At 70.2% G+C, this 24,410-nt stretch carries 20 protein-coding genes; 2 read left to right on the top strand and 18 right to left on the bottom strand.

Going from position 1 to position 24,410, the window contains the following annotated elements:
- Positions 1-18: 18 nt before the first annotated feature.
- Positions 19-663, bottom strand: a complete 645-nt coding sequence (gene lspA, locus OG285_RS27485) for a signal peptidase II (protein WP_356824897.1) — start codon at positions 661-663, stop codon at positions 19-21.
- Between the two features lie 62 nt (positions 664-725).
- Entirely contained in the window at positions 726-1,559 is an 834-nt protein-coding gene (locus tag OG285_RS27480) for a TraR/DksA family transcriptional regulator (protein ID WP_356824899.1), read from the bottom strand.
- Positions 1,560-2,114: 555 nt separating this feature from the next.
- Between OG285_RS27480 and ileS the strand changes: the two genes are divergently transcribed.
- Complete coding sequence (gene ileS, locus OG285_RS27475; protein ID WP_371792519.1) at positions 2,115-5,261, top strand: isoleucine--tRNA ligase; 3,147 nt, start codon at positions 2,115-2,117, stop codon at positions 5,259-5,261.
- Positions 5,262-5,591: 330 nt separating this feature from the next.
- Here ileS and OG285_RS27470 read toward each other — a convergent pair whose 3' ends face one another.
- The 16 genes from OG285_RS27470 to rsmH form a co-directional block, all read right to left on the bottom strand.
- Positions 5,592-6,863 (bottom strand): DivIVA domain-containing protein, encoded by a 1,272-nt coding sequence (locus tag OG285_RS27470; RefSeq protein ID WP_371792518.1) that lies wholly within the window; start codon positions 6,861-6,863, stop codon positions 5,592-5,594.
- A 49-nt stretch (positions 6,864-6,912) separates the two neighbouring features.
- A complete protein-coding gene (locus tag OG285_RS27465; protein ID WP_356824905.1) occupies positions 6,913-7,197 on the bottom strand; it encodes a YggT family protein in 285 nt (94 codons plus the stop codon).
- A 71-nt stretch (positions 7,198-7,268) separates the two neighbouring features.
- Complete coding sequence (locus tag OG285_RS27460) at positions 7,269-7,883, bottom strand: cell division protein SepF (protein ID WP_371792517.1); 615 nt, start codon at positions 7,881-7,883, stop codon at positions 7,269-7,271.
- 140 nt (positions 7,884-8,023) lie between these two features.
- A complete protein-coding gene (locus OG285_RS27455) occupies positions 8,024-8,743 on the bottom strand; it encodes a YggS family pyridoxal phosphate-dependent enzyme (protein WP_356824907.1) in 720 nt (239 codons plus the stop codon).
- A gap of 6 nt (positions 8,744-8,749) precedes the next feature.
- On the bottom strand, positions 8,750-9,478 hold the full coding sequence (gene pgeF, locus OG285_RS27450; RefSeq protein WP_356824909.1) for a peptidoglycan editing factor PgeF: 729 nt from the start codon (positions 9,476-9,478) through the stop codon (positions 8,750-8,752).
- Positions 9,479-9,510: 32 nt separating this feature from the next.
- Entirely contained in the window at positions 9,511-10,719 is a 1,209-nt protein-coding gene (gene ftsZ / locus OG285_RS27445; protein WP_356824911.1) for a cell division protein FtsZ, read from the bottom strand.
- Between the two features lie 274 nt (positions 10,720-10,993).
- Entirely contained in the window at positions 10,994-11,800 is an 807-nt protein-coding gene (locus OG285_RS27440) for an FtsQ-type POTRA domain-containing protein (RefSeq protein ID WP_356824913.1), read from the bottom strand.
- Positions 11,801-11,818: 18 nt separating this feature from the next.
- A complete protein-coding gene (gene murG / locus OG285_RS27435; protein ID WP_371792516.1) occupies positions 11,819-12,913 on the bottom strand; it encodes an undecaprenyldiphospho-muramoylpentapeptide beta-N-acetylglucosaminyltransferase in 1,095 nt (364 codons plus the stop codon).
- A 6-nt stretch (positions 12,914-12,919) separates the two neighbouring features.
- The gene (gene ftsW / locus OG285_RS27430; protein WP_356824917.1) at positions 12,920-14,248 is read right to left on the bottom strand and encodes a putative lipid II flippase FtsW; all 1,329 of its coding nucleotides are present in this window, start codon (positions 14,246-14,248) and stop codon (positions 12,920-12,922) included.
- A gap of 76 nt (positions 14,249-14,324) precedes the next feature.
- Positions 14,325-15,707 carry a UDP-N-acetylmuramoyl-L-alanine--D-glutamate ligase gene (gene murD, locus OG285_RS27425; RefSeq protein ID WP_371792515.1) on the bottom strand — a complete coding sequence of 461 codons (1,383 nt, stop codon included), beginning with the start codon at positions 15,705-15,707 and terminating at the stop codon, positions 14,325-14,327.
- A 32-nt stretch (positions 15,708-15,739) separates the two neighbouring features.
- Positions 15,740-16,810, bottom strand: coding sequence for a phospho-N-acetylmuramoyl-pentapeptide-transferase (mraY, locus tag OG285_RS27420; RefSeq protein WP_356824921.1), 1,071 nt, complete (start codon positions 16,808-16,810; stop codon positions 15,740-15,742).
- On the bottom strand, positions 16,807-18,228 hold the full coding sequence (murF, locus tag OG285_RS27415; RefSeq protein WP_356824923.1) for a UDP-N-acetylmuramoyl-tripeptide--D-alanyl-D-alanine ligase: 1,422 nt from the start codon (positions 18,226-18,228) through the stop codon (positions 16,807-16,809). Before murF ends, mraY begins: the two co-directional genes overlap by 4 nt.
- A gap of 4 nt (positions 18,229-18,232) precedes the next feature.
- Positions 18,233-19,906, bottom strand: coding sequence for a UDP-N-acetylmuramoyl-L-alanyl-D-glutamate--2,6-diaminopimelate ligase (locus OG285_RS27410; RefSeq protein ID WP_356824925.1), 1,674 nt, complete (start codon positions 19,904-19,906; stop codon positions 18,233-18,235).
- 14 nt (positions 19,907-19,920) lie between these two features.
- Positions 19,921-21,873: a peptidoglycan D,D-transpeptidase FtsI family protein gene (locus OG285_RS27405; RefSeq protein ID WP_371792514.1), complete on the bottom strand. Its 1,953-nt coding sequence runs from the start codon at positions 21,871-21,873 to the stop codon at positions 19,921-19,923.
- Between the two features lie 4 nt (positions 21,874-21,877).
- The gene (locus tag OG285_RS27400; protein WP_371792513.1) at positions 21,878-22,414 is read right to left on the bottom strand and encodes a hypothetical protein; all 537 of its coding nucleotides are present in this window, start codon (positions 22,412-22,414) and stop codon (positions 21,878-21,880) included.
- Positions 22,411-23,367: a 16S rRNA (cytosine(1402)-N(4))-methyltransferase RsmH gene (gene rsmH, locus OG285_RS27395; protein WP_356824929.1), complete on the bottom strand. Its 957-nt coding sequence runs from the start codon at positions 23,365-23,367 to the stop codon at positions 22,411-22,413. Before rsmH ends, OG285_RS27400 begins: the two co-directional genes overlap by 4 nt.
- A 425-nt stretch (positions 23,368-23,792) precedes the next feature.
- Between rsmH and OG285_RS27390 the strand changes: the two genes are divergently transcribed.
- Positions 23,793-24,374: a beta-class carbonic anhydrase gene (locus OG285_RS27390; RefSeq protein ID WP_371792512.1), complete on the top strand. Its 582-nt coding sequence runs from the start codon at positions 23,793-23,795 to the stop codon at positions 24,372-24,374.
- Positions 24,375-24,410 lie beyond the last annotated feature (36 nt).

Genomic DNA, 24,410 nt, shown 5'->3' with positions numbered 1-24,410 from the left:
GGAGAGCCGCCCGGGCCGTCAGTCCTTGTGGACGGTCCCGTCGGGGTCGAGGCCCTTGAACGAAAGCAGCACGATCAGGATGCCGCCGCAGACGATCGCGGAGTCGGCGAGGTTGAACACCGCGAAGTGCGCGGGCCTGATGAAGTCGACGACCTCGCCCTGGAAGGCGCTGGGCGAGCGGAAGATCCGGTCGGTCAGATTGCCCAGCGCGCCACCGAGCAGCAGGCCGAGCGCGACCGCCCAGGGTGCGCTGTAGAGCTTCCGGGCCAGCCGGACGATGACCACGATCACGGACGCCGCGACAATGGTGAAGATCACGGTGTACGCCGACCCGAGCCCGAAGGCGGCGCCCGCGTTCCGGATCGCGTCGAACTGCAGCAGATCACCGATCACCTTGACCGGGGCATGGTGCTCCAGCTTGGCCACCACGATCGTCTTGCTCACCAGATCGAGCAGATAGGCGAGGACGGCGACGACGAAGAGCACCGTGAGCCTGCGCTTGCCCCGGGGCCGCTCCTCGGAGCTCTCCCCGTCCGGGGCAGGCCCGTCCGCGCCCCGTGTCCCGGGGGCCGCGGAGGTCTCCTCCTCGGGCGACTGCTCCGGTGCGTCCCCCGCCGACTCGGGAATGTCCGGCGTACCGATGATGCGCTCCGCCTCTGCCACGTGATTCCCTCGCCCTAGTACCTGACTGAGGACGAGGGTACGACACACCGTCCCGGAAGCTCTCAGTACCTGCGCTCCTGTTTCTGCTTGCACTCGACGCAGAGGGTGGCGCGCGGGAAGGCCTGCATCCGCGCCTTGCCGATCGGGTTGCCGCAGTTCTCGCAGAGCCCGTACGTCCCCGCGTCGAGCCGCTCCAGCGCCCGCTCGGTCTGCTCCAGCATCTCCCGGGCATTGGCCGCGAGCGCCAGCTCGCTCTCCCGGGTGATGTTCTTGGTGCCGGTGTCGGCCTGGTCGTCACCCGCGCCGTCGCCGGAGTCCCGCATCAGCCCGGCGAGAGCCGTCTCGGCCGCCGCGATCTCGGCTCCCAGCCGCAGGTCCTCGCTCTGCAGCCCGGCCCGCGCGTCCGCGACCTCCTCCGGGGTCCAGGGATCCTCACCGGGCCGTACGGGCAGCTCCCCCGGGGCCACGGGCGCGGCGACCCGGGCCTTGGGCACGGGGGAGGCGGCGCGCTTGCCTGCCGCCGCGCTGCCTCCAGCGCTCTTCTTCGCAACCACCGTCTTGGCTCCCGTCTGTTCCGCGGCCTCGGCCGCCCCCTGGGCCGCGGTCGCGGCCGTGCTGCCCGGCGCCCGGTGGCCCGGTGACGTACTGGACGCGGCCTTCTTCGCGGCCGCCTTCCCGGCGCCCGCCTTCTTGGCTGCGGTCTTCTTCGCGGGTGCCTTCTTGGCGCCCGCCTTCTTGGCTGCGGTCTTCTTCGCCGCCGCGGCCTTCTTCGCGGTGGGTTTCCCGGCGACGGTCCCGTCCGCGGCGGCTCCGTGCTCGCCTGCCGCGTCCCCGGCCGTCGCCCCAGTGGATTCTGTGGACGCCGATCTTGATCCGGCGGTCTTTTTCGCCACCATGGCCGCGGCCCCTTCACATATTGTGATCTTGCTCGCGAGTCTGCTGGGACGATAAATCGACACCAGTCGCGCGGCAACGGGGCACGCCGCCGGTTCAGCCCTCCTCACGTCCGGGACAAGCCGAGCCTGCAAGCGTTGTGCCCAGCTCCCCGCCCGGTAATCCGCCAACCGGGAGTCCCGGTATTCCGCACGGCCGCGTATGGCCATTCGGGTCAGTGAGGCAGCCGGGAGCGCCCGCCGGAAAACCGGTCGGAGCCCGCCCGGGAGGCCCCGTACACTGGCACCAGCGGAAGGCATGGACGGGACGAGTAGCGGCGCAGGCGGCCACGAGCGATCCGGGGACGGTGTGAGCCCGGAGGCAGGCACGGCGTGAAGATCATCCCTGAGCCGTCGGAAGAAAGCCCCTGAGCGACCGGACGGGGCGAGTAGAACCGGCACCGCGACCCCAATGAGGGGGCCACGGCACGACCGCCGGGGCCAAGGAGGGTGGTACCGCGGGAGCGACTGGGCTCTCGTCCCTCCGACGGAGAGAGAAACGTCCGTTGGAGGAGTTCGATGACACCGCCCCTGTACCGCCAGGTGCCCGCCCAGGTCGACCTGCCCGCCCTTGAGCACGCCGTGCTCGACTTCTGGCGCGAGGCACAGGTCTTCTCGAAGAGTCTGGAGCAGTCCGAAGGACGCCCCGAGTGGGTGTTCTACGAAGGGCCGCCGACCGCCAACGGCATGCCGGGCGCGCACCACATCGAAGCCCGTGTCTTCAAGGACGTCTTCCCGCGCTTCCGCACGATGCGGGGCTATCACGTGCCCCGGAAGGCGGGCTGGGACTGCCACGGTCTGCCTGTCGAGCTTGCCGTCGAGAAGGAGCTCGGCTTCGACGGCAAGAAGGACATCGAGGCGTACGGCATCGCCGCCTTCAACGACAAGTGCCGCGCCTCGGTGACCCGGCACACCGACGCCTTCGCCGAGCTGACCACCCGGATGGGCTACTGGGTCGACCTCGACAACGCGTACCGGACGATGGACCCGTCCTACGTCGAGAGCGTCTGGTGGTCGCTGAAGGAGATCTTCAACAAGGACCTGCTGGTCCAGGACCACCGCGTCGCCCCCTGGTGTCCGCGGTGCGGCACCGGCCTCTCGGACCACGAGCTGGCCCAGGGGTACGAGACGGTCGTCGACCCCTCGGTCTTCGTACGCTTCCCCCTCACCTCGGGGCCCCTGGCCGGCGAAGCCTCGATGCTGGTGTGGACGACCACCCCCTGGACGCTGGTCTCCAACACGGCTGTCGCCGCGCACCCCGACGTCAGCTACGTCGTCGCGACCGACGGCACGGAGAAGCTGGTCGTCGCGGAGCCGCTCCTCGGCAAGGCGCTCGGCGAGGGCTGGGAGACCACGGGCGAGCGGTTCACCGGCGCCGAGATGGAGCGCTGGACCTACCAGCGCCCGTTCGCCCTGATCGACTTCCCGGCCGAGGCGCACTACGTCGTCAACGCCGAGTACGTGACCACGGAGGACGGCACCGGACTGGTCCACCAGTCCCCCGCCTTCGGTGCGGACGACCTCAAGGTGTGCCGGGCGTACGGCCTGCCGGTCGTCAACCCGGTCCGCCCCGACGGCACGTTCGAGGAGGACGTCCCGCTCGTCGGCGGTGTCTTCTTCAAGAAGGCCGACGAGACGCTGGTCGCCGACCTCCAGGCCCGCGGCGCACTCTTCCGGCACGTCCCGTACGAGCACAGCTACCCGCACTGCTGGCGCTGCCACACCGCGCTCCTCTACTACGCGCAGCCGTCCTGGTACATCAGGACCACCGCGGTCAAGGACGCGATGCTCCGGGAGAACGAGAAGACCAACTGGTTCCCGGACTCGGTCAAGCAGGGCCGCTTCGGCGACTGGCTGAACAACAACGTGGACTGGGCGCTCTCCCGCAACCGCTACTGGGGCACCCCGCTGCCGATCTGGCGCTGCGAGGACGACCACCTCACGGTCATCGGCTCGCTCGCCGAGCTGACCGATCTGACGGGCACCGACCAGTCGGACCTCGACCCGCACCGCCCGTACATCGACGAGGTCACCTTCCCCTGCCCGCAGTGCGAGAAGACCGCGACCCGGGTCCCGGAGGTCATCGACGCCTGGTACGACTCGGGTTCGATGCCGTTCGCGCAGTACGGCTACCCGTACCGGAACAAGGAGCTCTTCGAGCGGCGCTACCCGGCGCAGTTCATCTCCGAGGCCATCGACCAGACGCGCGGGTGGTTCTACACGCTGATGGCGGTCGGCACGCTGGTCTTCGACAGGTCGAGTTACGAGAACGTCGTCTGCCTGGGCCACATCCTCGCCGAGGACGGCCGGAAGATGTCCAAGCACCTGGGCAACACCCTCGACCCGATCCCGCTGATGGACCAGCACGGGGCGGACGCGGTGCGCTGGTTCATGGCGGCCGGCGGCTCCCCCTGGGCGGCCCGCCGGGTCGGCCACGGCACGATTCAGGAGGTCGTCCGCAAGACCCTCCTCACGTACTGGAACACGGTGGCCTTCCAAGCCCTGTACGCCCGTACGTCTGGCTGGGCCCCTTCGGCCTCCGATCCGGCGCCCGCCGACCGCACGGTCCTGGACCGCTGGCTGCTCAGCGAACTCCACGCACTGGTGGACCAGGTCACCCAGTCGCTGGACACGTACGACACCCAGCGGGCCGGCAAGCTGCTGTCCGCCTTCGTCGACGACCTGTCGAACTGGTACGTGCGCCGTTCACGCCGGCGCTTCTGGCAGGGCGACGCGGCGGCGCTGCGCACCCTGCACGAGGTCATCGAGACGGTCACCGGGCTGATGGCGCCGCTCACCCCGTTCATCACCGAGCGGGTCTGGCAGGACATGGTCACCCCGGTCACGCCGGACGCCCCCGAGTCGGTACACCTCTCCAGCTGGCCGAAGGCGGACCTGGCGGCCATCGACCCGCAGCTCTCGCAGCAGATGGCGCTGGTGCGCCGTCTGGTGGAGCTGGGCCGCGCGACGCGCGCCGAGTCGGGCGTCAAGACCCGCCAGCCGCTCTCCCGCGCGCTGGTCGCCGCGGCCGGGTTCGAGTCACTGACGCCCGAACTCCGCGCCCAGATCACCGAGGAGCTGAACGTCTCGTCCCTGGCCTCGCTCTCCGAGGTCGGCGGCTCGCTGGTGGACACCACGGCCAAGGCCAACTTCCGGGCGCTGGGCAAGCGTTTCGGCAAGGGCGTCCAGGCAGTGGCCAAGGCGGTGGCCGGGGCCGACGCGGCAGCGCTCTCGCTCGCGCTGCGCGAGGGCACGGCATCGGTGACGGTCGAAGGCGAGACGGTCACGCTCTCCCCCGACGAGGTGATCATCACCGAGACTCCGCGCGAGGGCTGGTCGGTGGCGTCCGACTCGGGCGCGACGGTGGCCCTGGACCTGGAGATCACCCCGGAGCTGCGCAGGGCGGGGCTGGCGCGCGACGCCATCCGCCTGATCCAGGAGGCCCGCAAGAACAGCGGCCTGGACGTCGCGGACCGCATCGCGGTCCGCTGGTCCAGCACCGCCCCGGAGACCAGGGACGCCCTGGCCGAACACGCGGGTCTGATCGCGGACGAGGTCCTGGCCCTGGACTACGCGGAGGGCGACGCAGACACGGGGGCGTACGGCGAGGCGTTCACGGACGAGGGCCTCGCGCTGACGTTCCGCCTCCACAGGACAGAGGCGTAACAGCCGGACTCCACCGATGGGCCCGGCCGGGGAATTCCCGGCCGGGCCCATCGGGCTTCTCCCCCTGCGCACGGTCCGGCCCGTTCCGGAATACAGCCTCTCCGGCGTGTGAGGAGCGGGGCCCGGGGCGGAGCCCCGGTTACGCGAAGGGGCGGGGAGGGGAACAGGCCCGCCGCGGGCGCCACCCACCCGCACCCACCGGACGCACCCACCCCACCCCGCCAGCCACCCCCCATAACCACCCACACCGCACAAAAGGGCCGGGCCCCGGGGAAACCCCGGGGCCCGGCCCTCAGTCTGCCGACCGTCAAGCGCTCAACGCACTCACCGTCAGTTGTCGTCCTCGTCGATCAGGAACCCGCGCATGGGCGACGGCGCCTGCTGCATCGGCTGCGGAGCCTGCGGCCGCACCGGCGCCATCGGCTGAGTCATCGCCGGTGACATCTGCTGCTGACCGCCGTACGACGGAGCGCCGCCCATCGACGGCTGGCTGCCCATGGACTGGTTGCCACCGCCCATGCCGTGCTGCGTGTGTCCCATAGCGCCCGCGCCGGCCGGAGCCATCGAGGGCGACGGCGGCAGCGAAGCGGTCGCCGGGGTCCGCGGTGGGGCGAGCGAGTCGTCCGCCTGGGTCTCCAGCTGACGCAGCTGGCTCTCCAGGTAGGACTTCAGCCTGGTCCGGTACTCACGCTCGAAGCCACGCAGATCCTCGACCTTGCGCTCCAGCGTCGCGCGGGCGGACTCCAGGGAGCCCATCGCCACGCGGTGCTTCTCCTGAGCGTCCCGCTCCAGTGCGTCGGCCTTGGCGCGAGCGTCCCGCTCCAGACCCTCGGCACGGCTCCGCGCCTCGCCGACGATCTTGTTGGCCTCGGAACGGGCCTCCGCGATCGCCTGGTCGGCCGTCTGCTGCGCGAGCGAGAGCACACGGGCAGCGCTGTCTCCGCCGGGGCCCTGCTGCTGCATCTGCGGGGGACCGCCGTGGCCGCCCATCGGACCGCCCATGGGTCCCTGGGCGAGCTGCCCCTGACCACCCATCGGACCCTGCTGGCCCATCGGGCCCTGACCCATCGGACCCTGCTGGCCCATGGGACCCGGGCCGAGCTGGCCCTGGCCACCCATCGGACCCTGCTGGCCCATGGGACCGGGGCCGTGCTGACCCTGCGGACCCGGACCGTGCTGGCCCTGCGGACCGGGGCCGTGCTGACCCTGGGGACCCGGGCCGTGCTGGCCCTGGGGACCGGGGCCGTGACCGCCAGGACCTGCAGGCAGCTGCGGCTGACCGCCCGGCAGTTGGGGCGGACCCATCTGCGGCTGCTGCTGGCCCTGCGGTGGACCGGATATGGCGGCGGGCACCGGAGCGTTCGGACCGCCGCGGCCGTCCTGCTGCTCGGGCGGCTTGCGCATGCCCTGCTGCTGATTCTGCGCGGCGGCACGCGTGGCGGCTGCCAGCTTGGCGCGCAGGTCCTCGTTCTCGCGGAGCAATCGCGTCAGTTCGGCTTCGACCTCGTCGAGGAAGGCATCGACCTCGTCCTCGTCATAGCCTTCTCGGAGGCGGACGGTCGTGAACTGTTTGTTCCGCACGTCCTCGGGGGTCAGCGGCATCTCTTCTTCACCTCTACGTAGTCGTCGGCAGTCGGCAGGACCGAATCGTTCACACCTGGCTCACAATGTTGATCAGGATGTAGACGATGATCATCAGAACGAAGAAGGACAGGTCGAGTGCCACGCCCCCGAGACGCAGCGGCGGAATGAACCGCCGCAGAAGCTTGAGCGGTGGATCGGTGACAGTGTAAGTGGCCTCCAGAACGACCACCATCGCCTTGCCAGGTTGCCATGAACGGGCGAACTGGAAGACGTAGTCCATGACAAGCCGGAAGATCAACACGATGAGGAAACACATCAGCGCGATGTAGACCACATCCAATGCGATGCCCATCTAACGCTTCCCTCTCCCCTGACGCTCTCGTCTTCCGGCCTCCCGGCCGGGGTTGTACCCGGTGTCTCGTCTCAGCTCTGGTTGAAGAAACCGCCCTCTGCGATACGGGCCTTGTCCTCCGCCGTGACATCGACGTTAGCAGGCGACAACAGGAACACCTTCTGCGTCACCCGCTCAATGCTGCCATGCAGACCGAAGACAAGTCCTGCGGCAAAGTCGACAAGTCGCTTCGCGTCCGTGTCATCCATCTCGGTCAGATTCATGATCACCGGAGTGCCCTCACGGAAGTGTTCCCCGATGGTACGGGCCTCGTTGTAGGTCCGGGGGTGCAGCGTGGTGATGCGGTAGGGCTCCCGCTCGGACACAACCTTGGGCATGATCACCGGGGCGTTCTTCTCCATACTCGGGCGTTCAGGTGTGATGGACGCCACGGGGGCGATTCGGGCGGGTCGTCCGCTTTCCGCCGGTAGCGCAACAGGCTCGCGCTGGGCGGGCGGTTGCACCATTCGCACCGGTTCGTCCTGCTGGGACTGGTGCAACTGATGCGGAGGTTGGTGTCGCCGTCGGTCCCTCTCGGGCTCGGGCTCGGGTTCGAACTCGTCGTCGGGGTCGAACCCCGGGCCGTCGTACCCATCGTCCTCCACGAGGCCGAGGTAGACCGCCATCTTGCGCATCGCGCCGGCCATGCTCTGAGTCCTCCGCTCTGTGGTGGATCGCCCTTGTGCCAATTTCGCAGCGTCACCAAGTGCCCGCGATCCACTGGGTCTGCCCGCCGATCGGCGGGAATGACCATATTTTCTGCTGTGGTCCGACTTGCTTCGCGACGTTACCCGAGCGGGGGACGGACGCCGAGTACCGCAGTGCCGACGCGGACATGTGTCGCACCCGCCTTCACCGCCTCTTCGAGATCCGCACTCATCCCTGCTGACACCATGTTGGCAGCAGGATGGGTCACGCGCAGGCCGGATGAGATTTCCATCAGCCGCTCGAATGCCGCTTGTTGCCGTCCCGCATAGGGTCCGGCCAGTGGTGCGACGGTCATCAACCCGTCGAGCCGGAGCCCTGGCGCGGCGGCCACCGCATCGGCCAACTCGCCGACTCCGTCGGGCGCGACGCCCCCGCGCTCCCCGCGCCCGCCGGCCTCCGCGTCGAGTGCGACCTGGACCAGGCACCCCAGTTCACGGTCCGCCCGGACGGCGGCGGCTGAGAGAGATGTAACAAGTTTGGCCCGGTCCACCGACTGCACGACATCGGCATAACTCGCCACAGAACGGACCTTGTTGGTCTGGAGTTGACCGACAAAGTGCCAGGAGAGTGTCAGATCCGCACATTCAGCGGCCTTGGGTGCCGCGTCCTGGTCGCGGTTCTCCGCGACCTGCCGTACGCCGAGTTCCGAGAGAAGTCGCACATCGCTCGCGGGATACGTCTTGGTGACCACGATCAGGGTCACCTCGTCCCGCTCGCGGCCGGCGGACGCGCAGGCGGAGGCGATCCGTTCCTCGACGCGGGCCAGGTTTGCGGTGAGTTCGCGCTTACGGTCCGTCATGCCCTATCAGTCCAGCCAGACATATCCGGCGAGCCGCCCAGTGGTGCGGTCGCGACGGTAGGAGAAATGGTCGGTCGATTCCAGAGTGCAGACCGGCGAGTGCCGCCGGTCAGCGACGCCGAGCGCCGACAACTGGGCGAGCACTCCGGCGGTGACGTCCACCGCCGGAGTGGACCAGCTCGTCTCCGACCAGGCTTCGGGAACGGTCCGCGCGACCTCGGCCCGCATGTCGGCGGGCACTTCATAGCAGCGGCCGCAGACGGCCGGGCCCGTGCGGGCCGTGATCCGTGCGGGGTCGGCGCCGAGCGAGACCATCGCACCGACCGCGGCCGGGACGACCCCGGCGACCAGTCCGGGACGGCCCGCGTGAGCGGCGGCCACGACCCCCGCGACCGGGTCGGCGAGCAGTACGGGGACGCAGTCGGCGGTGAGTACCGCCAGCGGCACTCCCCGGCGGGCCGTCACGACGGCATCGGTGGCCGGGATCTCCGCACCGTCGCCGCGTGTCTGTGCCCAGGGGCCGTCGACCACGGCGACCTCGCGCCCGTGCACCTGGTTCATCCAGACGACCCGTGCCGGGTCGATGCCCAGTGCGCGCGCGGCGAGTTCACGGTTCGTCACGACCGCGGCCGGGTCGTCACCGACCGCTCCGCCGAGGTTGAGCTCCTCGTACGGAACGGCGCTCACCCCGCCCCACCTGTCGGTGAAAGCGAAGTGCGCGCCGTTCGTAGACATCTCGGTGCCGCACGCGGTTATGGGACGCCGCATCACTTCAAGAAGTCCGGTACGTCCAGCTCTTCGGCCTGGCTGTCCTGGTAGGGACGGGCCGGCGGGACCTGCGGCGGGGCGACCGGCGCCGCCGGGGCCTCGTTCGCACGCTCCGTCTCGACCGGAACCGGAGTCTCCTCGCGCTGGGTGACCGCACCGAGACCGCCGAGCGAACGGGGTGCCTCGGTGGCCCGCACCGGCACGGGCTCCTCACGCTTGGCGGAGCCGGAACCGATGGCGCTCTCCCGGCGGGTCGGCGGCTGTCCGCCGTCGAAGCCCGCCGCGATGACCGTCACCCGTACCTCGTCGCCGAGCGCGTCATCGATGACGGCGCCGAAGATGATGTTGGCCTCGGGGTGGGCGGCCTCGCTGACCAGCTGCGCGGCCTCGTTGATCTCGAAGAGACCGAGGTCCGAACCGCCGGAGATCGAGAGCAGCACCCCGCGTGCGCCGTCGATGGACGCTTCGAGCAGTGGCGAGGAGATCGCCATCTCGGCAGCGGCCACCGCGCGGTCGTCGCCGCGTGCCGAGCCGATCCCCATGAGCGCCGATCCGGCCTCGGACATCACGGACTTGACGTCGGCGAAGTCGAGGTTGATCAGACCCGGTGTGGTGATCAGATCGGTGATGCCCTGGACACCCGACAGCAGGACCTGGTCCGCCGACTTGAACGCGTCCAGCACGCTGACCTGGCGGTCCGAGATGGACAGCAGGCGGTCGTTGGGGATGACGATGAGGGTGTCGACCTCTTCGCGGAGTTCGGCGATGCCGTCCTCCGCCTGATTGGCGCGGCGCCGGCCCTCGAAGGTGAAGGGACGGGTGACCACGCCGATGGTGAGTGCGCCCAGCGAACGGGCGATGTTGGCGACGACGGGTGCGCCGCCGGTGCCGGTGCCGCCGCCTTCTCCTGCGGTGACGAAGACCATGTCGGCCCCCTTGAGGACCTCCTCGATCTCCTCACGGTGGTCCTCTGCCGCCTTGCGCCCGACTGCCGGGTTCGCCCCGGCGCCGAGGCCGCGGGTCAGTTCACGGCCGACGTCGAGCTTGACGTCGGCGTCGCTCATCAACAGGGCCTGTGCGTCGGTGTTGATCGCGATGAACTCGACGCCCTTGAGGCCGACCTCGATCATTCGGTTGATGGCATTGACACCACCGCCGCCGACACCGATGACCTTGATGACTGCGAGGTAGTTCTGCGGTGCTGCCACGTCGAAGGCCTCTCGCCTCGAGTTACGTGTCGTCGCTGCGCGCTTGCCGCGTCGCGACGACGGATGCCGATGGGACGGTCCGAACGCCGACCCGAACCCTAACTGTGAAGTTCAGGGTTACCAGTGTGTCTGCTCCTTGGACTCTCCGAACAGGACACTAAGTCGACAAGTGGCGCACGTTCAATGAACACGCCGAACCTCCCGTTTTTCTTTTCACCCTATGTGATCAGCCGTTGCGCTGACCAACCAGGGTGCTGGCCAGCGAGGATGCGCGTCAACTCCCCGACGCCGCAGGGGCAGTGGGGGCGCTCACGTCGAAGTGCGCCGCCTTGGGAGCGGCTTTCGTCAGCGCGATGAGCGCGCGCGCCTTCGCCGCGCCGGACTCGCTGCTCCCCCAGGCCACCGTGCGGTGCCCGGTCAGCTCCAACGAGATGGAGTCATATGAACTGACCCGGACGAACAGGGTGTCCCGGGCGACAGCGGACGGAAGTTCTCCGGCCACCCGGACCGCCTCGACCCGCAGCCGGTCCGCGCCGAAGCGGCGGAGGCTGGGTGACTGACCAGCCGTCAATTCGAGTACCGGAACTCTTCGGGGAGCGCTTTCCACTGTGGCGAAACGCACGCCCTTCGCGTCCACTTCTGTGAACTTACCGCCCGACTTCATGAGCAGTACCGGCTTTCGCTCCGTCACTTTCAGACTGATGCCGTGCGGCCAGGAACGTGAGACAACGACCGAGTCGATTCGGGGCAATTTCTTCCGAAGCCGGTTCTCCATCGCATCCGTATCGACAGAAATCAACGGATCGCCGATCGGAACGGCCGCGGCCGACTCCACCTCGTCCGGGGTCAGAACCCGCACCCCCGTGGTCCGAATATGTTCCACCCGCAGCCACGAAGAGCCGTAGAGCGCCCAGATGACGCCACCCAGCAGAAGCAACAGAACGGCCGGCACCACGATCACCAGCAGCCTGCCGCGCGGCCGGAGACGGCCGGGGGGCTTCCCCTGCCGCCCGGAGCGGCCGCGGCCGGACTCCGCCGCTGGATTGCGCTCACCGCGCTGTGCGGTCGTCGGTCCGGCCACGCTCGCTCCTTCGGGCGGTCACGCCTGGCGGCGCGCCGCAATCGCCTCGTACACCATGCCGACGAGCAGGTCGTCGGCGTCCCGGCGGCCGAACTCGGCGGCTGCGCGGGACATCTCGAACAGCCGGTGCGGATCGGCGAGTACCGGCAGGACGTTGCCCTGCACCCACTCGGGGGTCAGCTGGGCGTCGTCCACCAGCAGGCCACCGCCCGCGTTGACCACCGGCTGGGCGTTGAGCCGCTGTTCACCGTTGCCGATCGGCAACGGCACATAGGCGGCGGGCAGCCCGACGGCGGAGAGTTCGGCCACGGTCATCGCGCCCGCGCGGCAGAGCATCATGTCGGCCGCGGCGTACGCGAGGTCCATCCGGTCCACGTACGGTACCGGGAGGTAGGGCGGCATTCCGGGCATGTTGTCGACACGCGGCAGTTCGTTCTTCGGGCCGACCACGTGCAGGATCTGGATCCCGGAGCGCTGGAGCACCGGGGCGACCTGCTGGACCACCTCGTTGAGGCGGCGGGCCCCCTGGGAGCCGCCGGAGACCAGCAGCGTCGGCAGATTGGGGTCGAGACCGAAGGCGGCACGCGCCTCGGGACGGACCCTGGCCCGGTCGAGGACGGCGATGGTGCGGCGCAGCGGGATGCCGATGTAGCGGGCCCCGCGGAGCTTGCTGTCCGGGGTGGAGACGGCCACGGCGGCCGCGTACCGGGAGCCGATCTTGTTGGCGAGCCCCGGCCTGGCGTTGGCCTCGTGCACGATGATCGGCACCCCGAGCCGCTTGGCCGCGAGGTAGCCGGGCAGCGCCACGTAGCCGCCGAAGCCGACGACGCAGTCGGCCCTGGTCCGCTCCAGGATCTGCTCGGCGGCCTTGATCGTCCCGCGCAGCCGCCCGGGAACGGTGATCAGTTCGGGGGTGGGCCTGCGGGGCAGCGGTACGGCGGGGATCAGCCCCAACTCGTAGCCCCGTTCGGGCACGAGGCGGGTTTCGAGTCCGCGCTCCGTGCCGAGGGCCGTGATGCCCACGGCCGGGTCCTGCCTGCGCAGGGCATCCGCAAGGGCGAGCGCCGGCTCGATGTGGCCGGCGGTCCCCCCGCCGGCGAGTACGACATGCACCGAAATTCACCGCTCTCCGGACGGACGCTTCTTGACGCGCCGTCTCATCGACTTCCATCTCACCCCGGGCCTCCGCAAGGCCAGAGCCGTTCTCGCTGCGGGGTCCGACCGCGCAAAGGCGATCAGCAGCCCGACGGCGAACATGGTCGGCAGCAGGGCGGAGCCCCCGTAGGAGAACAGCGGGAGCGGGACACCGGCGATCGGCAGCAGACCGAGCACCGCACCGATGTTGATCACGGACTGGACCGTGATCCAGGTGGTCACACCTCCCGCTGCGTACCTCACGAAGGGGTCCTCCGTGCGTCCGGCCACGCGGATACCCGCATAGCCTAGAGCCGCGAAGAGGCCGAGTACCGACAGAGTCCCCGCAAGACCCAGTTCCTCACCGGTGACGGCGAAGATGAAGTCGGTGTGGGGCTCCGGGAGTTGGCCCCATTTCTCCACACTCGCACCCAGTCCGGATCCGAACCAGCCGCCGGACGCGAGCGCGTAGATTCCGTGCACCGCCTGCCAGCACTGGTCCTGCGGGCCCGGGTCGGTCGCACCGATGCAGGCGAGCCTGCCCATCCGGTTCGGGCTGGTCTCGATCAGCAGCACGGTCATGACCGCGGCGATACCGAGCACCATCGCGAACATCCGGGTGGGAGCCCCCGCCAGCCACAGCAGCCCGAAGAGAATCGCGGTGAGGATGATCGCCGTACCCATGTCGCCGCCGAGCATGATCAGTCCGAGCAGCATGAAGGCGACGGGGACGAGCGGTACGAGCATGTGCTTCCACTGCGTGAGCAGCTTCTTCTCCTGCTTGCGGGCGAGCAGGTCGGCTCCCCAGAGGATCAGGGCGAGCTTGCCGAACTCGCTCGGCTGGAGCATGAAGGGGCCGCCCAGCGAGATCCAGTTCTGGTTGCCGTTGACCGAACGCCCTATCCCCGGCACCTGGACGAGGACCATCAGGAAGACGGTGCCCGCGAGCATCGGGTAGGCGAAGGCCCGGTGCAGCTTCACCGGCATCCGGGTCGCAACGAGCGCGAGACCTCCGCCGAGCACTGCGGCGAAGAGCTGTTTGCGGAAGAAGTACGAGCCGGGCTCGGAGATTTCGAGCGCCTTGATCATCGAGGCGGAGTAGACCATCACCAGGCCGAGCACCGTGATCAGGAGGGCGGAGCCCACCAGCAGGTAGTAGGCCGTCAGAGGGCGGTCCAGGGTGCTCCGCGCCTGCTCGTAGGTGCGGCGCAGCTGGCTGCCGCCCGCGCCGAGCGGTCCGGAGCCGCGCCGGACCGCGGACGGGCGGCGCGCCGTCCCCGTACCGCCACGCCCGCCTCTGTCCTTGACCGGCATGCCTGTCCCCTCCACTCGTGCCCGGCGTCCGCCGGGTCCCGGCGCGGGGCCGTACGGCCGGCCAGGAGACACGCTCCTAGCCGCTCTCGGCGGCCAACTCGCGTACCGCGTCGGCGAATGCCTCGCCACGCTTGTTGTAGTTGGCGAACATGTCCATGGAGGCACAGGCCGGAGCCAGCAGGACCGTGTCCCCCGGCCGGGCGAGCCGTGCCGCCTCCCGGACCGCCGCCGACATGGCCCCAGTGTCGGTCCGGTCGAGGTCGACCACCGGTACTTCCGGGGCGTGTCGCGCCAGGGCTTCGGCGATGAGCGCCCGCTCGGCGCCGATCAGTACGACGCCCCGCAGCCGCTTCGCGGCCCCGCCGACCAGCTCGTCGAAGCTCGCGCCCTTGGCGAGGCCGCCCGCGATCCAGACGATCGGATCGTAGGCGGCCAGGGAGGCTTCGGTGGCATGGGTGTTGGTGGCCTTGGAGTCGTCGATGTACGCGACACCCGCGACGTCGGCCACCTTCTCGATGCGGTGCGGATCCGGCCGGAAGGCCCGGAGCCCGTCCCGTACGGCGGCCGGTGCCACGCCGTACGCGCGGGCCAGCGCGGCCGCCGCGAGGGCGTTGGCGATGTTGTGCGGGGCCGGCGGGGTGACGTCGCCGACCTCGGCCAGCTCCTGGGCCTGCTTCTGGCGGTCGGCCACGAAGGCCCGGTCGACCAGGATCCCGTCGACCACGCCGAGCTGGGAGGGCCCCGGTGTACCGAGGGTGAAGCCGATGGCCCGGCAGCCCTCCTCCACGTCCGCGGCACGGACCAGTTCCTCGGTGGCCGGGTCCGCGGCGTTGTAGACGCAGGCGACGGTGTTGCCCTCGTAGACCCGGCCCTTGTCGGCCGCGTACGCCGCCATGGAGCCGTGCCAGTCGAGGTGGTCGGGGGCCAGGTTGAGCACGGCCGCCGAGTGGACGCGCAGGCTGGGCGCCCAGTGCAGCTGGTAGCTGGAGAGCTCCACGGCCAGCACGTCGTACTTCTCGCCGTCCTCGTCGCCGAGGACGGCGTCCAGGAGCGAGACGCCGATGTTGCCGACGGCCTCGGTGCGCAGCCCGGCGGCGCGCAGGATCGAGGCGAGCATCAGTACGGTCGTGGTCTTGCCGTTGGTGCCGGTGACCGCGAGCCAGGGCGCGGCGCCCGGACGCCGCAGCCGCCAGGCGAGTTCGACGTCGCCCCAGACCGGTACGCCCGCCTCGGACGCCGCCTGGAAGAGCGGCTTGTCGGGCCGCCAGCCGGGCGCGGTGACAACCAGCTCGGTACCGTCCGGCAGGGTTGCCCCGTCGCCGAGGCGCACCGTGATGCCGAGCGCGGTGAGTTCGGCGGCCTGGGCGCGGGCGCGCTCGTCGGCGCCCTCGTTGACGACGGTGACCTCGGCGCCGAGGCCGTGCAGGGCGCGCGCCGCCGGAAGTCCGGAGACACCCATGCCCGCAACGGTGACGCGCTTGCCCTGCCAGATCACTTGGCGGCCGCCCAGCCCGCGTAGAAGAGCCCGAGGCCGACGATCACGCACATGCCCTGGATGATCCAGAAGCGGACCACGACAAGGACTTCGGACCACCCCTTGAGTTCGAAGTGGTGCTGGAGCGGTGCCATCTTGAAGACGCGCTTGCCGGTCATCTTGAACGAGCCGACCTGGATCACGACGGACATGGTGATCAGGACGAAGAGGCCGCCGAGGATGGCCATCAGGAACTCGGTGCGGGAGCAGATGGCGAGCCCGGCGAGCGCGCCGCCCAGTGCCAGCGACCCGGTGTCGCCCATGAAGATCTTGGCGGGCGACGTGTTCCACCACAGGAAGCCGAAGCAGGCGCCCATCAGCGCCGATGCGACGACTGCCAGGTCGAGTGGGTCCCTGACCTCGAAGCAGGCGCTGGGGTTGGTCAGGGTCGCCGCGTTGGCGCAGGACTCCTGGAACTGCCAGACGCCGATGAAGGTGTACGCGCCGAAGACCATCACGGAGGCGCCGGTGGCGAGACCGTCGAGGCCGTCGGTGAGGTTCACCCCGTTCGACATGGCCAGGATCATGAACAGCGCCCAGACGACGAAGAGCACCGGGCCGATCGACCAGCCGAAGTCCGTGACGAAGGACAGCTTGGTGGAGGCCGGGGTCTGGCCCTGGGAGTCCTTGAACATCAGGGCCAGGACCGCGAAGGCGATGCCGACGATTAGCTGGCCCGCCATCTTCGCCTTGGCCCGCAGACCCAGCGAGCGCTGCTTGACGATCTTGATGTAGTCGTCGAGGAACCCGACCAGGCCCATCCCCGTCATCAGGAAGAGCACCAGCACACCCGAGAACGTCATCGGGTCGCCGGTGATCAGCTTGGTGGCGAGGTACGCGATGACCGTGGCCAGGATGAAGGCGATACCACCCATGGTCGGGGTACCGCGCTTGCCGTGGTGGCCGCGCGGTCCGTCGTCCCGGATGAACTGCCCGTACCCCTTGCGGGCGAGCAGCTTGATCAGCAGCGGTGTGCCGACCAGGGTCAGGAAGAGTCCGATGACTCCCGAGAAGAGAATCTGCTTCATCGGGCGGCGACCTCGCCCTCGGTACCACCGTCGAGCAAGGCGTACGCCACCTGCTCCAACCCCACCGACCTGGACGCCTTCACCAGCACGACGTCTCCCTCACGCAGTTGACTGCGCAACAGGTCGACGGCCGCCTGCGCGTCGGACACGTGCACCGACTCCTCACCCCACGAACCCTCGTTATAGGCGCCCAGTTGCAGCCAGGACGCTTCCATGCCCCCGACTGCCACGAGCTTGCTCACGTTGAGCCGGACGGCCAGCCGTCCGACCGCGTCGTGCTCGGCGAGTGACTCGTCTCCGAGCTCGGCCATCTGACCGAGCACCGCCCACGTGCGTCCCCCCTTTGCCTGTGAGGCCTTGCCCATGGCCGCCAGCGCACGCAGCGCGGCTCGCATGGATTCGGGGTTGGCGTTGTAGGCGTCGTTGACAACCGTCACACCGTCCGGACGCTCGGTGACCTCCATGCGCCAGCGGGAGAGCGAGCCAGCCTCGGAGAGCGCCGTTGCGATCTCGTCTGCGGACATGCCCAACTCATGTGCGACGGCGGCCGCGGCGAGCGCGTTCGACACGTGGTGCTCACCGTACAGGCGCAAGGTCACATCGCTGCACCCGGTGGGTGTGTGCAGCGTAAATGCGGCCTGCCCGGTGTCGGTCAGGCGGACCTTCTCGGCACGTACGTCCGCTTCATCCGCCTCTCCGAAGAGCAGGACACGCGCCTTGGTACGGACGGACATGGCCCGTACGAGGGGGTCGTCGGCGTTGAGCACGGCGACGCCGTGCTCCGGAAGCGACTCGACCATCTCGCCCTTGGCCTGCGCGATCTGCTCGCGGCCGCCGAACTCCCCGATGTGCGCGGTCCCGACGTTCAGGACGAGACCGGTCTTCGGCGGCACCAGGCCGGTGAGGTAGCGGATGTCGCCGATGTAGCGCGCGCCCATTTCGAGGACCAGGTAACGGGTGTTCTCGTCGGCCCGCAGCGCGGTGAGCGGCAGGCCGATCTCGTTGTTCAGATTGCCCTCCGGGTAGACCGTCGGGCCCTTGCGCTCCAGGATCTGGGCGATCAGGTCCTTGGTCGACGTCTTGCCTGCGGAACCGGTGAGTGCGACGACTTCGGTGCCCAGGCGCTCCACGACGGTACGCGCGAGCGTCCCGAGCGCGGCGGTCACGTCGGGCACCACGAGGGCCGGTACGCCGACGGGCCGGGTGGCCAGCACGGCCACCGCCCCCGCTTCGGCGGAGCTCCGCGCGTAGTCGTGGCCGTCGACGCGTTCACCGGCGAACGCGACGAAGAGACTGCCGGGCCGCACCGCGCGGGAGTCGGTGACGACAGGACCGGTGACCAGGACGGACGGATCCGGTATGTCGTGCGGCTGCCCGCCGATGATGTCGGCGATCTCGGCGAGGGAGAGGGTGATCACTTGGTCATCCCTGACTGTTGTTCTCGATTGCTGCGCGCTCGATTGCTGCGCGGAGGACCTGGCGGTCGTCGAAGGGGCGTACCACTCCGGCGATGTCCTGGCCCTGCTCATGGCCCTTGCCCGCGACCAGCACGGTGTCGCCGGGGCGGGCGCGGACCACGGCCGCGGCGATGGCCGCCGCCCGGTCCGAGTCGATCAGGACGTCGCCGCGCTCGTGGACCGGCACCTCGGCGGCGCCGGCGATCATCGCGGCGAGGATCGCGAGGGGGTCCTCGCCACGCGGGTTGTCGGAGGTCAGTACGGCGGTGTCGGCGAGGCGGGCCGCCGCCGCGCCCATCGGGCCGCGCTTGGTCTGGTCGCGGTCGCCGCCGCAGCCGAGCACGATGTGCAGACTGCCCTCGGTGACCTTGCGCAGAGCGCGCAGCACCGACTCGACGGCGTCCGTCTTGTGCGCGTAGTCGACGACGGCGAGATACGGCTGTCCGGCGTCCACCCGCTCCAGCCGGCCCGGCACCCCGGGGACGGCCGCGATGCCGTCGGCCGCCGTCTGCGGGTCGGTGCCCGCGACGGCGAGGGTGACGATCGCGGCGAGGGTGTTGGCCACGTTGAAGGGGCCGGCCAGCGGCGAGGTGGCCGCGATGCGCTCCCCCTTCGGGCCGACGGCGGTGAAGGTGCTGGTGAACAGGGCGACTTCGACGTCCTCGGCCCGCCAGTCGGCGTCCGGATGCCCCTCGGCCGAGAAGGTGGTGATGGGGACGGTCGCCTCGTCGACGAGCCTGCGGCCGTACTCGTCGTCGTAGTTGACGACGCCGACCCTGCTGCGCAGCGGGGTGAACAGCTGCGCCTTGGCCTGGAAGTAGTCCTCCATCCCGGAGTGGAACTCCATGTGCTCCGGGCTGAGGTTGTTGAAGACCGCGACGTCGAAGACACAGCCGTCGACCCGGCCGAGCACCAGCGCGTGGCTGGAGACCTCCATGGCGACCGTGTCGACCCCGCGCTCGCGCATGACCGCGAACAGCGCCTGGAGGTCGGTGGCTTCGGGCGTGGTGCGCTCGGACTTGATGCGCTCGTCGCCGATCCGCATCTCGACCGTGCCGATCAGGCCGCTGAGGTGCCCGGCCGCCCGGATGCCGCCCTCGACCAGATAGGCGGTGGTGGTCTTGCCGGACGTGCCCGTGATGCCGATCTGGAGGAGGTCGCGGCCGGGGTGGCCGTAGATCTCCGTGGCCAGCTCGCCCATCACGGCCCGCGGGTCGGGGACGGTCAGCACGGGAAGCCCGGTGGCCTCGGCCCGTTCGGTGCCCGTGGGGTCCGTGAGCACCGCGGCGGCCCCCAGGCCGGCCGCCTGCTCGACGAAGTCGGCACCGTGCAGCCGGGCGCCCGGGAGTGCGGCGTACAGGTCTCCGGGGCGCACCGCCCGGGAGTCGTGGGTGATGCCGGTGACCTCAGCGGCACCAGGTGACGCGATGCCCAGTCGTCCTGCCAGTTCCCCCAGGGGGGTCGGTCGGACCTCGGCCGGACGGGGTGCTCCCGGATAGGTCACAGAAGGGTCTTTCTGGGCGATTTGGTACTGATCAGCGTGTGGCACGGCGGTGAGCGTACCGGGCGCACCGGGCTCCCCGCGAAGTGAGGGTCCGGGGGTGTTCCGGTTCCCCGGCTCCGGGGTGATGGTCGTCACTGATGCTTCCTGAGTCACTGGTGGGGGCCGAAGGTGACCGGCAGCGGGTCGGCCTTCTGGCCTGTCGGTGGGGCCTGGAGGGACTTGAGGGCGAACTCCATGACTTTCTTGTAGACGTTGCCGCAGGTGGAGCCGCCGAAGTGGCTTCCGCTGGTCGGGTTCTGGATGGCGCAGTAGACGGTGACCCGGGGTTTGTCGGCGGGGGCGAAGCCCGCGAAGGAGGCGGTGTATCCGCTGTAGCGGCCCGTCTTCGGATCCACCCGGTTGGCCGTTCCGGTCTTGCCCGCGACCCGGTAGCCGGGGATACGGGCGGAGACGCCGGTGCCCTCCACGTCGCTGACGACCGACTCCAGCATCCGGGAGACCGTCCTGGCCGTCCGCTCGCTCACGACCCGGGTCCTCTTCGGCGCGGGCGACGGGGTGAAGCGGCCGTCGGGGCCCTTGGTGCCGCTGATCAGCGACGGCTCCACCCGTACGCCGCCGTTGGCGATCGTGGAGTACACGGAGGCCGCCTGCAGCGCGTTGAGCGAGAGCCCCTGACCGAACGGGATCGTGTACTGCTGGGACGTCGACCAGTCCTGCGGCTTGGCCAGGATCCCCGAGGTCTCGCCGGGGAAACCGACACCGGTGGGGCTGCCGATGCCGAACTTGTGCAGATAGGAGTACAGGATCCTGTTGGCCTCGGGCTGGGTCCTGCCGAGCTGGCCCGCGGCCTCGATGGTGCCGATGTTGCTGGACTTGGCCAGTACGCCGTTGAGCGTCAGCGACCAGGTGTCGTGGTCGACGTCGTCCTTGAAGAGCCGGTCCCCGCGGTGCAGCCGGTTGGGGACGGTCACATGGGTGGTCGGCGTGGCCACCCCCTGCTGGATGATGGCGGCCATGGACATGATCTTGCTGACGGAGCCCGGCTCGTAGGCGTCCTGGACCGCGGCGTTGCCGAGCGCCGAGGGGTCGGCGTGGGTCAGGTCGTTGGGGTCGAAGCCGGGCGCGTTGGCCATGGCGAGGACCTGACCACTCCTGGTGTCCTGCACGACGACATAGCCGCGGTCCGCCTTGGACTCCTTGACCTGGGCGGCGATGGCGCTCTGCGCGGCCCACTGGATGTCGCGGTCCAGGGTCAGTTCTACGTCCGAGCCCGGGACGGCCGGCTTCTCGCTGGCCCCGGCCGTCGGCACCGTACGGCCGCCCGACTGGGCGTAGGTGATCTTGCCGTCCTTGCCCGCCAGCTCCTTGTTCAGCGAGGATTCGAGCCCGCCGGCGCCCTGGCCGGCCGAGTTGACCCAGCCGAGCACCCCGGCGGCGAGATCGCCGTTCGGGTACACGCGTTTGGTGCTCGGCTCCTGGAAGACCCCGGCGATCACGTCGGCGCCCTTGCCGCCCTTGGCCTTGTCCGCGGAGGCCTTCTGCGCGAAGACGTTCTTCAGGTCCTTGATCTGGTTCCAGACCTGCGGGGTCTGCCGGCTCGCCAGCAGCACGTAACGGGTGTCGGGCGTCCTGAGCTTCCTCGCGATCGCCTCGGCGTCCTGCCCGAGGATCGGTGCGAGCAGCGCGCCCGCCTGCTCGGGGGCGTCGGTCGCGTGGCTCTGGGCCCGGCTGAACATCGTGGGGTCGGCCGTGATGTCGTACGCGTCGACACTGGCGGCCAGGGCCACGCCGCTGCGGTCGGTGATCTCCCCGCGCTCGGCGGTCAGCGTGTGGCTCAGATAGCGGTTCTTGTCCGCCTTGGCCGTGTAGGCGCTGGCGTCGACGGCCTGGACCTGAAGCAGCCGTACGACGAAGACCGCCATCACGAGCGTCAGGCCGAGGGTGACGAGCCGCAGCCGGGGGCGCGGGCTGCCGAGCCGCAGCTTCCGGGGCTGCCGTGCGGGCCGCGGACGGCGCTGTGCCGGACGCGCGGTTCGCGCGGCGGGCCGGGCCGGGCGGGCGGGGCCCGGTACACGGCGGCGCGGGGGTTCCTTGGACGGCACTGCGTCACCTGCCGGGGGTCGGGGTCGGCGCTGCTGGCGTGCCCGCCGGCGCGGATGGCACGGAGGGGGCGCCGCCCGGGACGGCCGGGGCGCTGCCCGACGGGGTCGCGGCCGGTGCCGAAGGGGTGGCGGACGGCTTGGGCCCGGCCGGGGGCGGCGGCGGTGCGGGCTGCGCCGTGGACTCGGCGGCCCGGCCCAGAACTCTGCCGTCCGGGTCGAGGAAGGCGGGGCCGCCGCCCGGCACCATGCCGAGTTCGCGGGCCCGCTTCGCCAGCGCACCGGGCGCGGAGCGGTCGTCGACGTCCCGCTGCAGTGCCTGCTCCTCGTCGGTCAGCTCGGTGATCCGCTTCTGGTCCTTGCTGAGCTTGAAGGAACCTTCGTTCAGCGCCGAGTTGAGCAGCAGGAGCGTGATCAGGCCGCCGCCGAGCAGCACGACGACCAGCAGTACGAAGGGCATCCGGGCCGCCCGGCCGGGCCCGGCGGGCATCAGCGCGGCCAGGCGCGCGGCGCGGCCCTTCAGCTGTCTCGGCTGCTTGCTCACAGAGCCTCCTCGCGGATGCGCTGCGCACCCCGCAGCCGGGCGGGCGCCGCGCGCCGGTTGTCCGCGACCTCCTCCTCCGCAGGGAGTTCCGCACCGCGGGTGAGGAGCTTGAGCCGTGGCTGGTAGCGCTCGGGCACCACCGGCAGGCCGGCCGGCGCCGTGTTGGCCGCGCCTGCCGCGAAGACCTGTTTGACCAGCCGGTCCTCCAGCGAGTGGTACGAGAGGACGGCGATCCGCCCGCCCACGGCGAGGGCCTGCACGGCGGCCGGAACGGCCCGCTCCAGCACGGTGAGTTCGCCGTTGACCTCGATGCGCAGGGCCTGGAAGGTGCGTTTGGCGGGATTGCCGCCGGTGCGCTTGGCGGCCTGCGGCAGTGAGTCACGGATCAGCTCGACCAGCCGGGCGCTGTTGGTGAAGGGTTCCTTCTCCCGCTCCCGCACGACGGCGGAGACGATCCGCTTGGCCTGCTTCTCCTCGCCGTACGCGCGCAGGATCCGGACGAGTTCGCCGGGCGGATAGGTGTTGAGCACCTCGGCCGCGCCCATACCGGTCGTCTGGTCCATCCTCATGTCGAGCGGGGCGTCCTGGGCGTAGGCGAAACCGCGGTCCGCCTCGTCCAGCTGCATCGACGAGACGCCGAGGTCGAAGAGGACTCCCTGTACGCGCGGGACCTCCAGCCGGTCCAGGACCTCGGGCAGTTCGTCGTAGACGGCGTGCACCAGGGTGGCGCGGTCGCCGAACGGCGCGAGCCGCTCGGCGGAGAGCCGCAGGGCTTCCTTGTCCCGGTCGAGTGCGATCAGCCGGGCCGCCGGGAAGGTCGACAGCAGCGCCTCGCTGTGGCCGCCGAGGCCGAGGGTGCAGTCGACGACGACCGCACCGGGCTGGGCGAGGGCCGGGGCCAACAGGTCCAGGCATCGCTGGAGCATCACCGGGACATGTCGGGACTGGGTCATGCGCCCTCTCAGGTACGGCGCGGGCGGACGTACTGCCGGGTCCCCGCCCGCTCGGAAGGGGACGGTCCGCCGGCGCCGGGAAAGGCGTCGGCCGGCCGGCGAGCGGGAGAGGGCCGGGCCGTACGTACGCCGCGCATGCGCGGGTGTGCGGGATGTGTCCGTCAAGCAGGTGTGTCTGGGGTGAGTGACCGTGAGGAGTACGTCCGTGCACGCACGTGACGACGCTCACGCCTCCCACTTCGCGCCACTTTAGTCCACTCGTCCCCCCGGTCAATCAACCGCCCAGCGCGCCGCGGGCTCCGGTTTTCACCCGAACGGGTCACTGGCCATCACCGCTGTGGATTAGGTCACAACCGTCCGTGTTGACGCTCGTTTTCCGGCCCCTGGGCAGGACTGTTCGATCAGCGGCGGCTACCGTCATACACATGTCGACTGCTGCGCACTCTCCCGCAGAGCCCACCCCGCCCCGCCCCCACCTGGCCGTACGTGACGGCGGAACGGTGACCGACCGGCTCGTCGAGGCCAACCGGCAGTACGCCGGGGCATTCGAGGACCCCGGCATGGACGCCCGGCCCGTACTGCAGGTGGCCGTGGTCGCGTGCATGGACGCCCGGATCGATCTGCACGCCGCCCTCGGGCTCGAACTCGGCGACTGCCACACGATCCGCAACGCGGGCGGTGTGGTCACCGACGATGTCATCCGGTCACTGACCATCAGCCAGCGCGCCCTGGGCACCCGGAGCGTGATACTGATCCACCACACCAGCTGCGGTCTGGAGAGCCTCACCGAGGACTTCCGGATCGAGCTGGAGGAAGAGGTGGGTCAGCGTCCGCCGTGGGCGGTGGAGTCGTTCCGCGACGTCGACCAGGACGTACGCCAGTCGATGCAGCGGGTGCGGACCTCGCCGTTCCTGCTGCACACCGACGATGTCCGGGGCTTCGTCTTCGACGTGCGGTCGGGGCTCCTGCGGGAGATCGAGCCGGCCGGCCGCAACCCTCAGGAGTGAGCTCACGGGCCGGCGTTCGCGCCCCCGGAGCAGGAC

This window comes from Streptomyces sp. NBC_01471 (genome assembly GCF_041438865.1).
Classification (GTDB): domain Bacteria; phylum Actinomycetota; class Actinomycetes; order Streptomycetales; family Streptomycetaceae; genus Streptomyces.
Note: the sequence above shows the minus strand (reverse complement) of the source record. Positions and strands in the feature narration are given on the sequence as shown.

Coding starts and splice junctions, on each gene's coding strand:
- OG285_RS27470 (WP_371792518.1), bottom strand. CDS start 6,863: ATGCCGCTGACCCCCGAGGACGTGCGGAACAAACAGTTCACGACCGTC.
- rsmH (WP_356824929.1), bottom strand. CDS start 23,367: ATGACCCAGTCCCGACATGTCCCGGTGATGCTCCAGCGATGCCTGGAC.
- OG285_RS27390 (WP_371792512.1), top strand. CDS start 23,793: ATGTCGACTGCTGCGCACTCTCCCGCAGAGCCCACCCCGCCCCGCCCC.
- pgeF (WP_356824909.1), bottom strand. CDS start 9,478: ATGTCTACGAACGGCGCGCACTTCGCTTTCACCGACAGGTGGGGCGGG.
- ftsW (WP_356824917.1), bottom strand. CDS start 14,248: ATGCCGGTCAAGGACAGAGGCGGGCGTGGCGGTACGGGGACGGCGCGC.
- OG285_RS27465 (WP_356824905.1), bottom strand. CDS start 7,197: ATGGGCATCGCATTGGATGTGGTCTACATCGCGCTGATGTGTTTCCTC.
- murD (WP_371792515.1), bottom strand. CDS start 15,707: ATGGGTGTCTCCGGACTTCCGGCGGCGCGCGCCCTGCACGGCCTCGGC.
- mraY (WP_356824921.1), bottom strand. CDS start 16,810: ATGAAGCAGATTCTCTTCTCGGGAGTCATCGGACTCTTCCTGACCCTG.
- OG285_RS27480 (WP_356824899.1), bottom strand. CDS start 1,559: ATGGTGGCGAAAAAGACCGCCGGATCAAGATCGGCGTCCACAGAATCC.
- OG285_RS27455 (WP_356824907.1), bottom strand. CDS start 8,743: ATGACGGACCGTAAGCGCGAACTCACCGCAAACCTGGCCCGCGTCGAG.
- ileS (WP_371792519.1), top strand. CDS start 2,115: ATGACACCGCCCCTGTACCGCCAGGTGCCCGCCCAGGTCGACCTGCCC.
- OG285_RS27460 (WP_371792517.1), bottom strand. CDS start 7,883: ATGGCCGGCGCGATGCGCAAGATGGCGGTCTACCTCGGCCTCGTGGAG.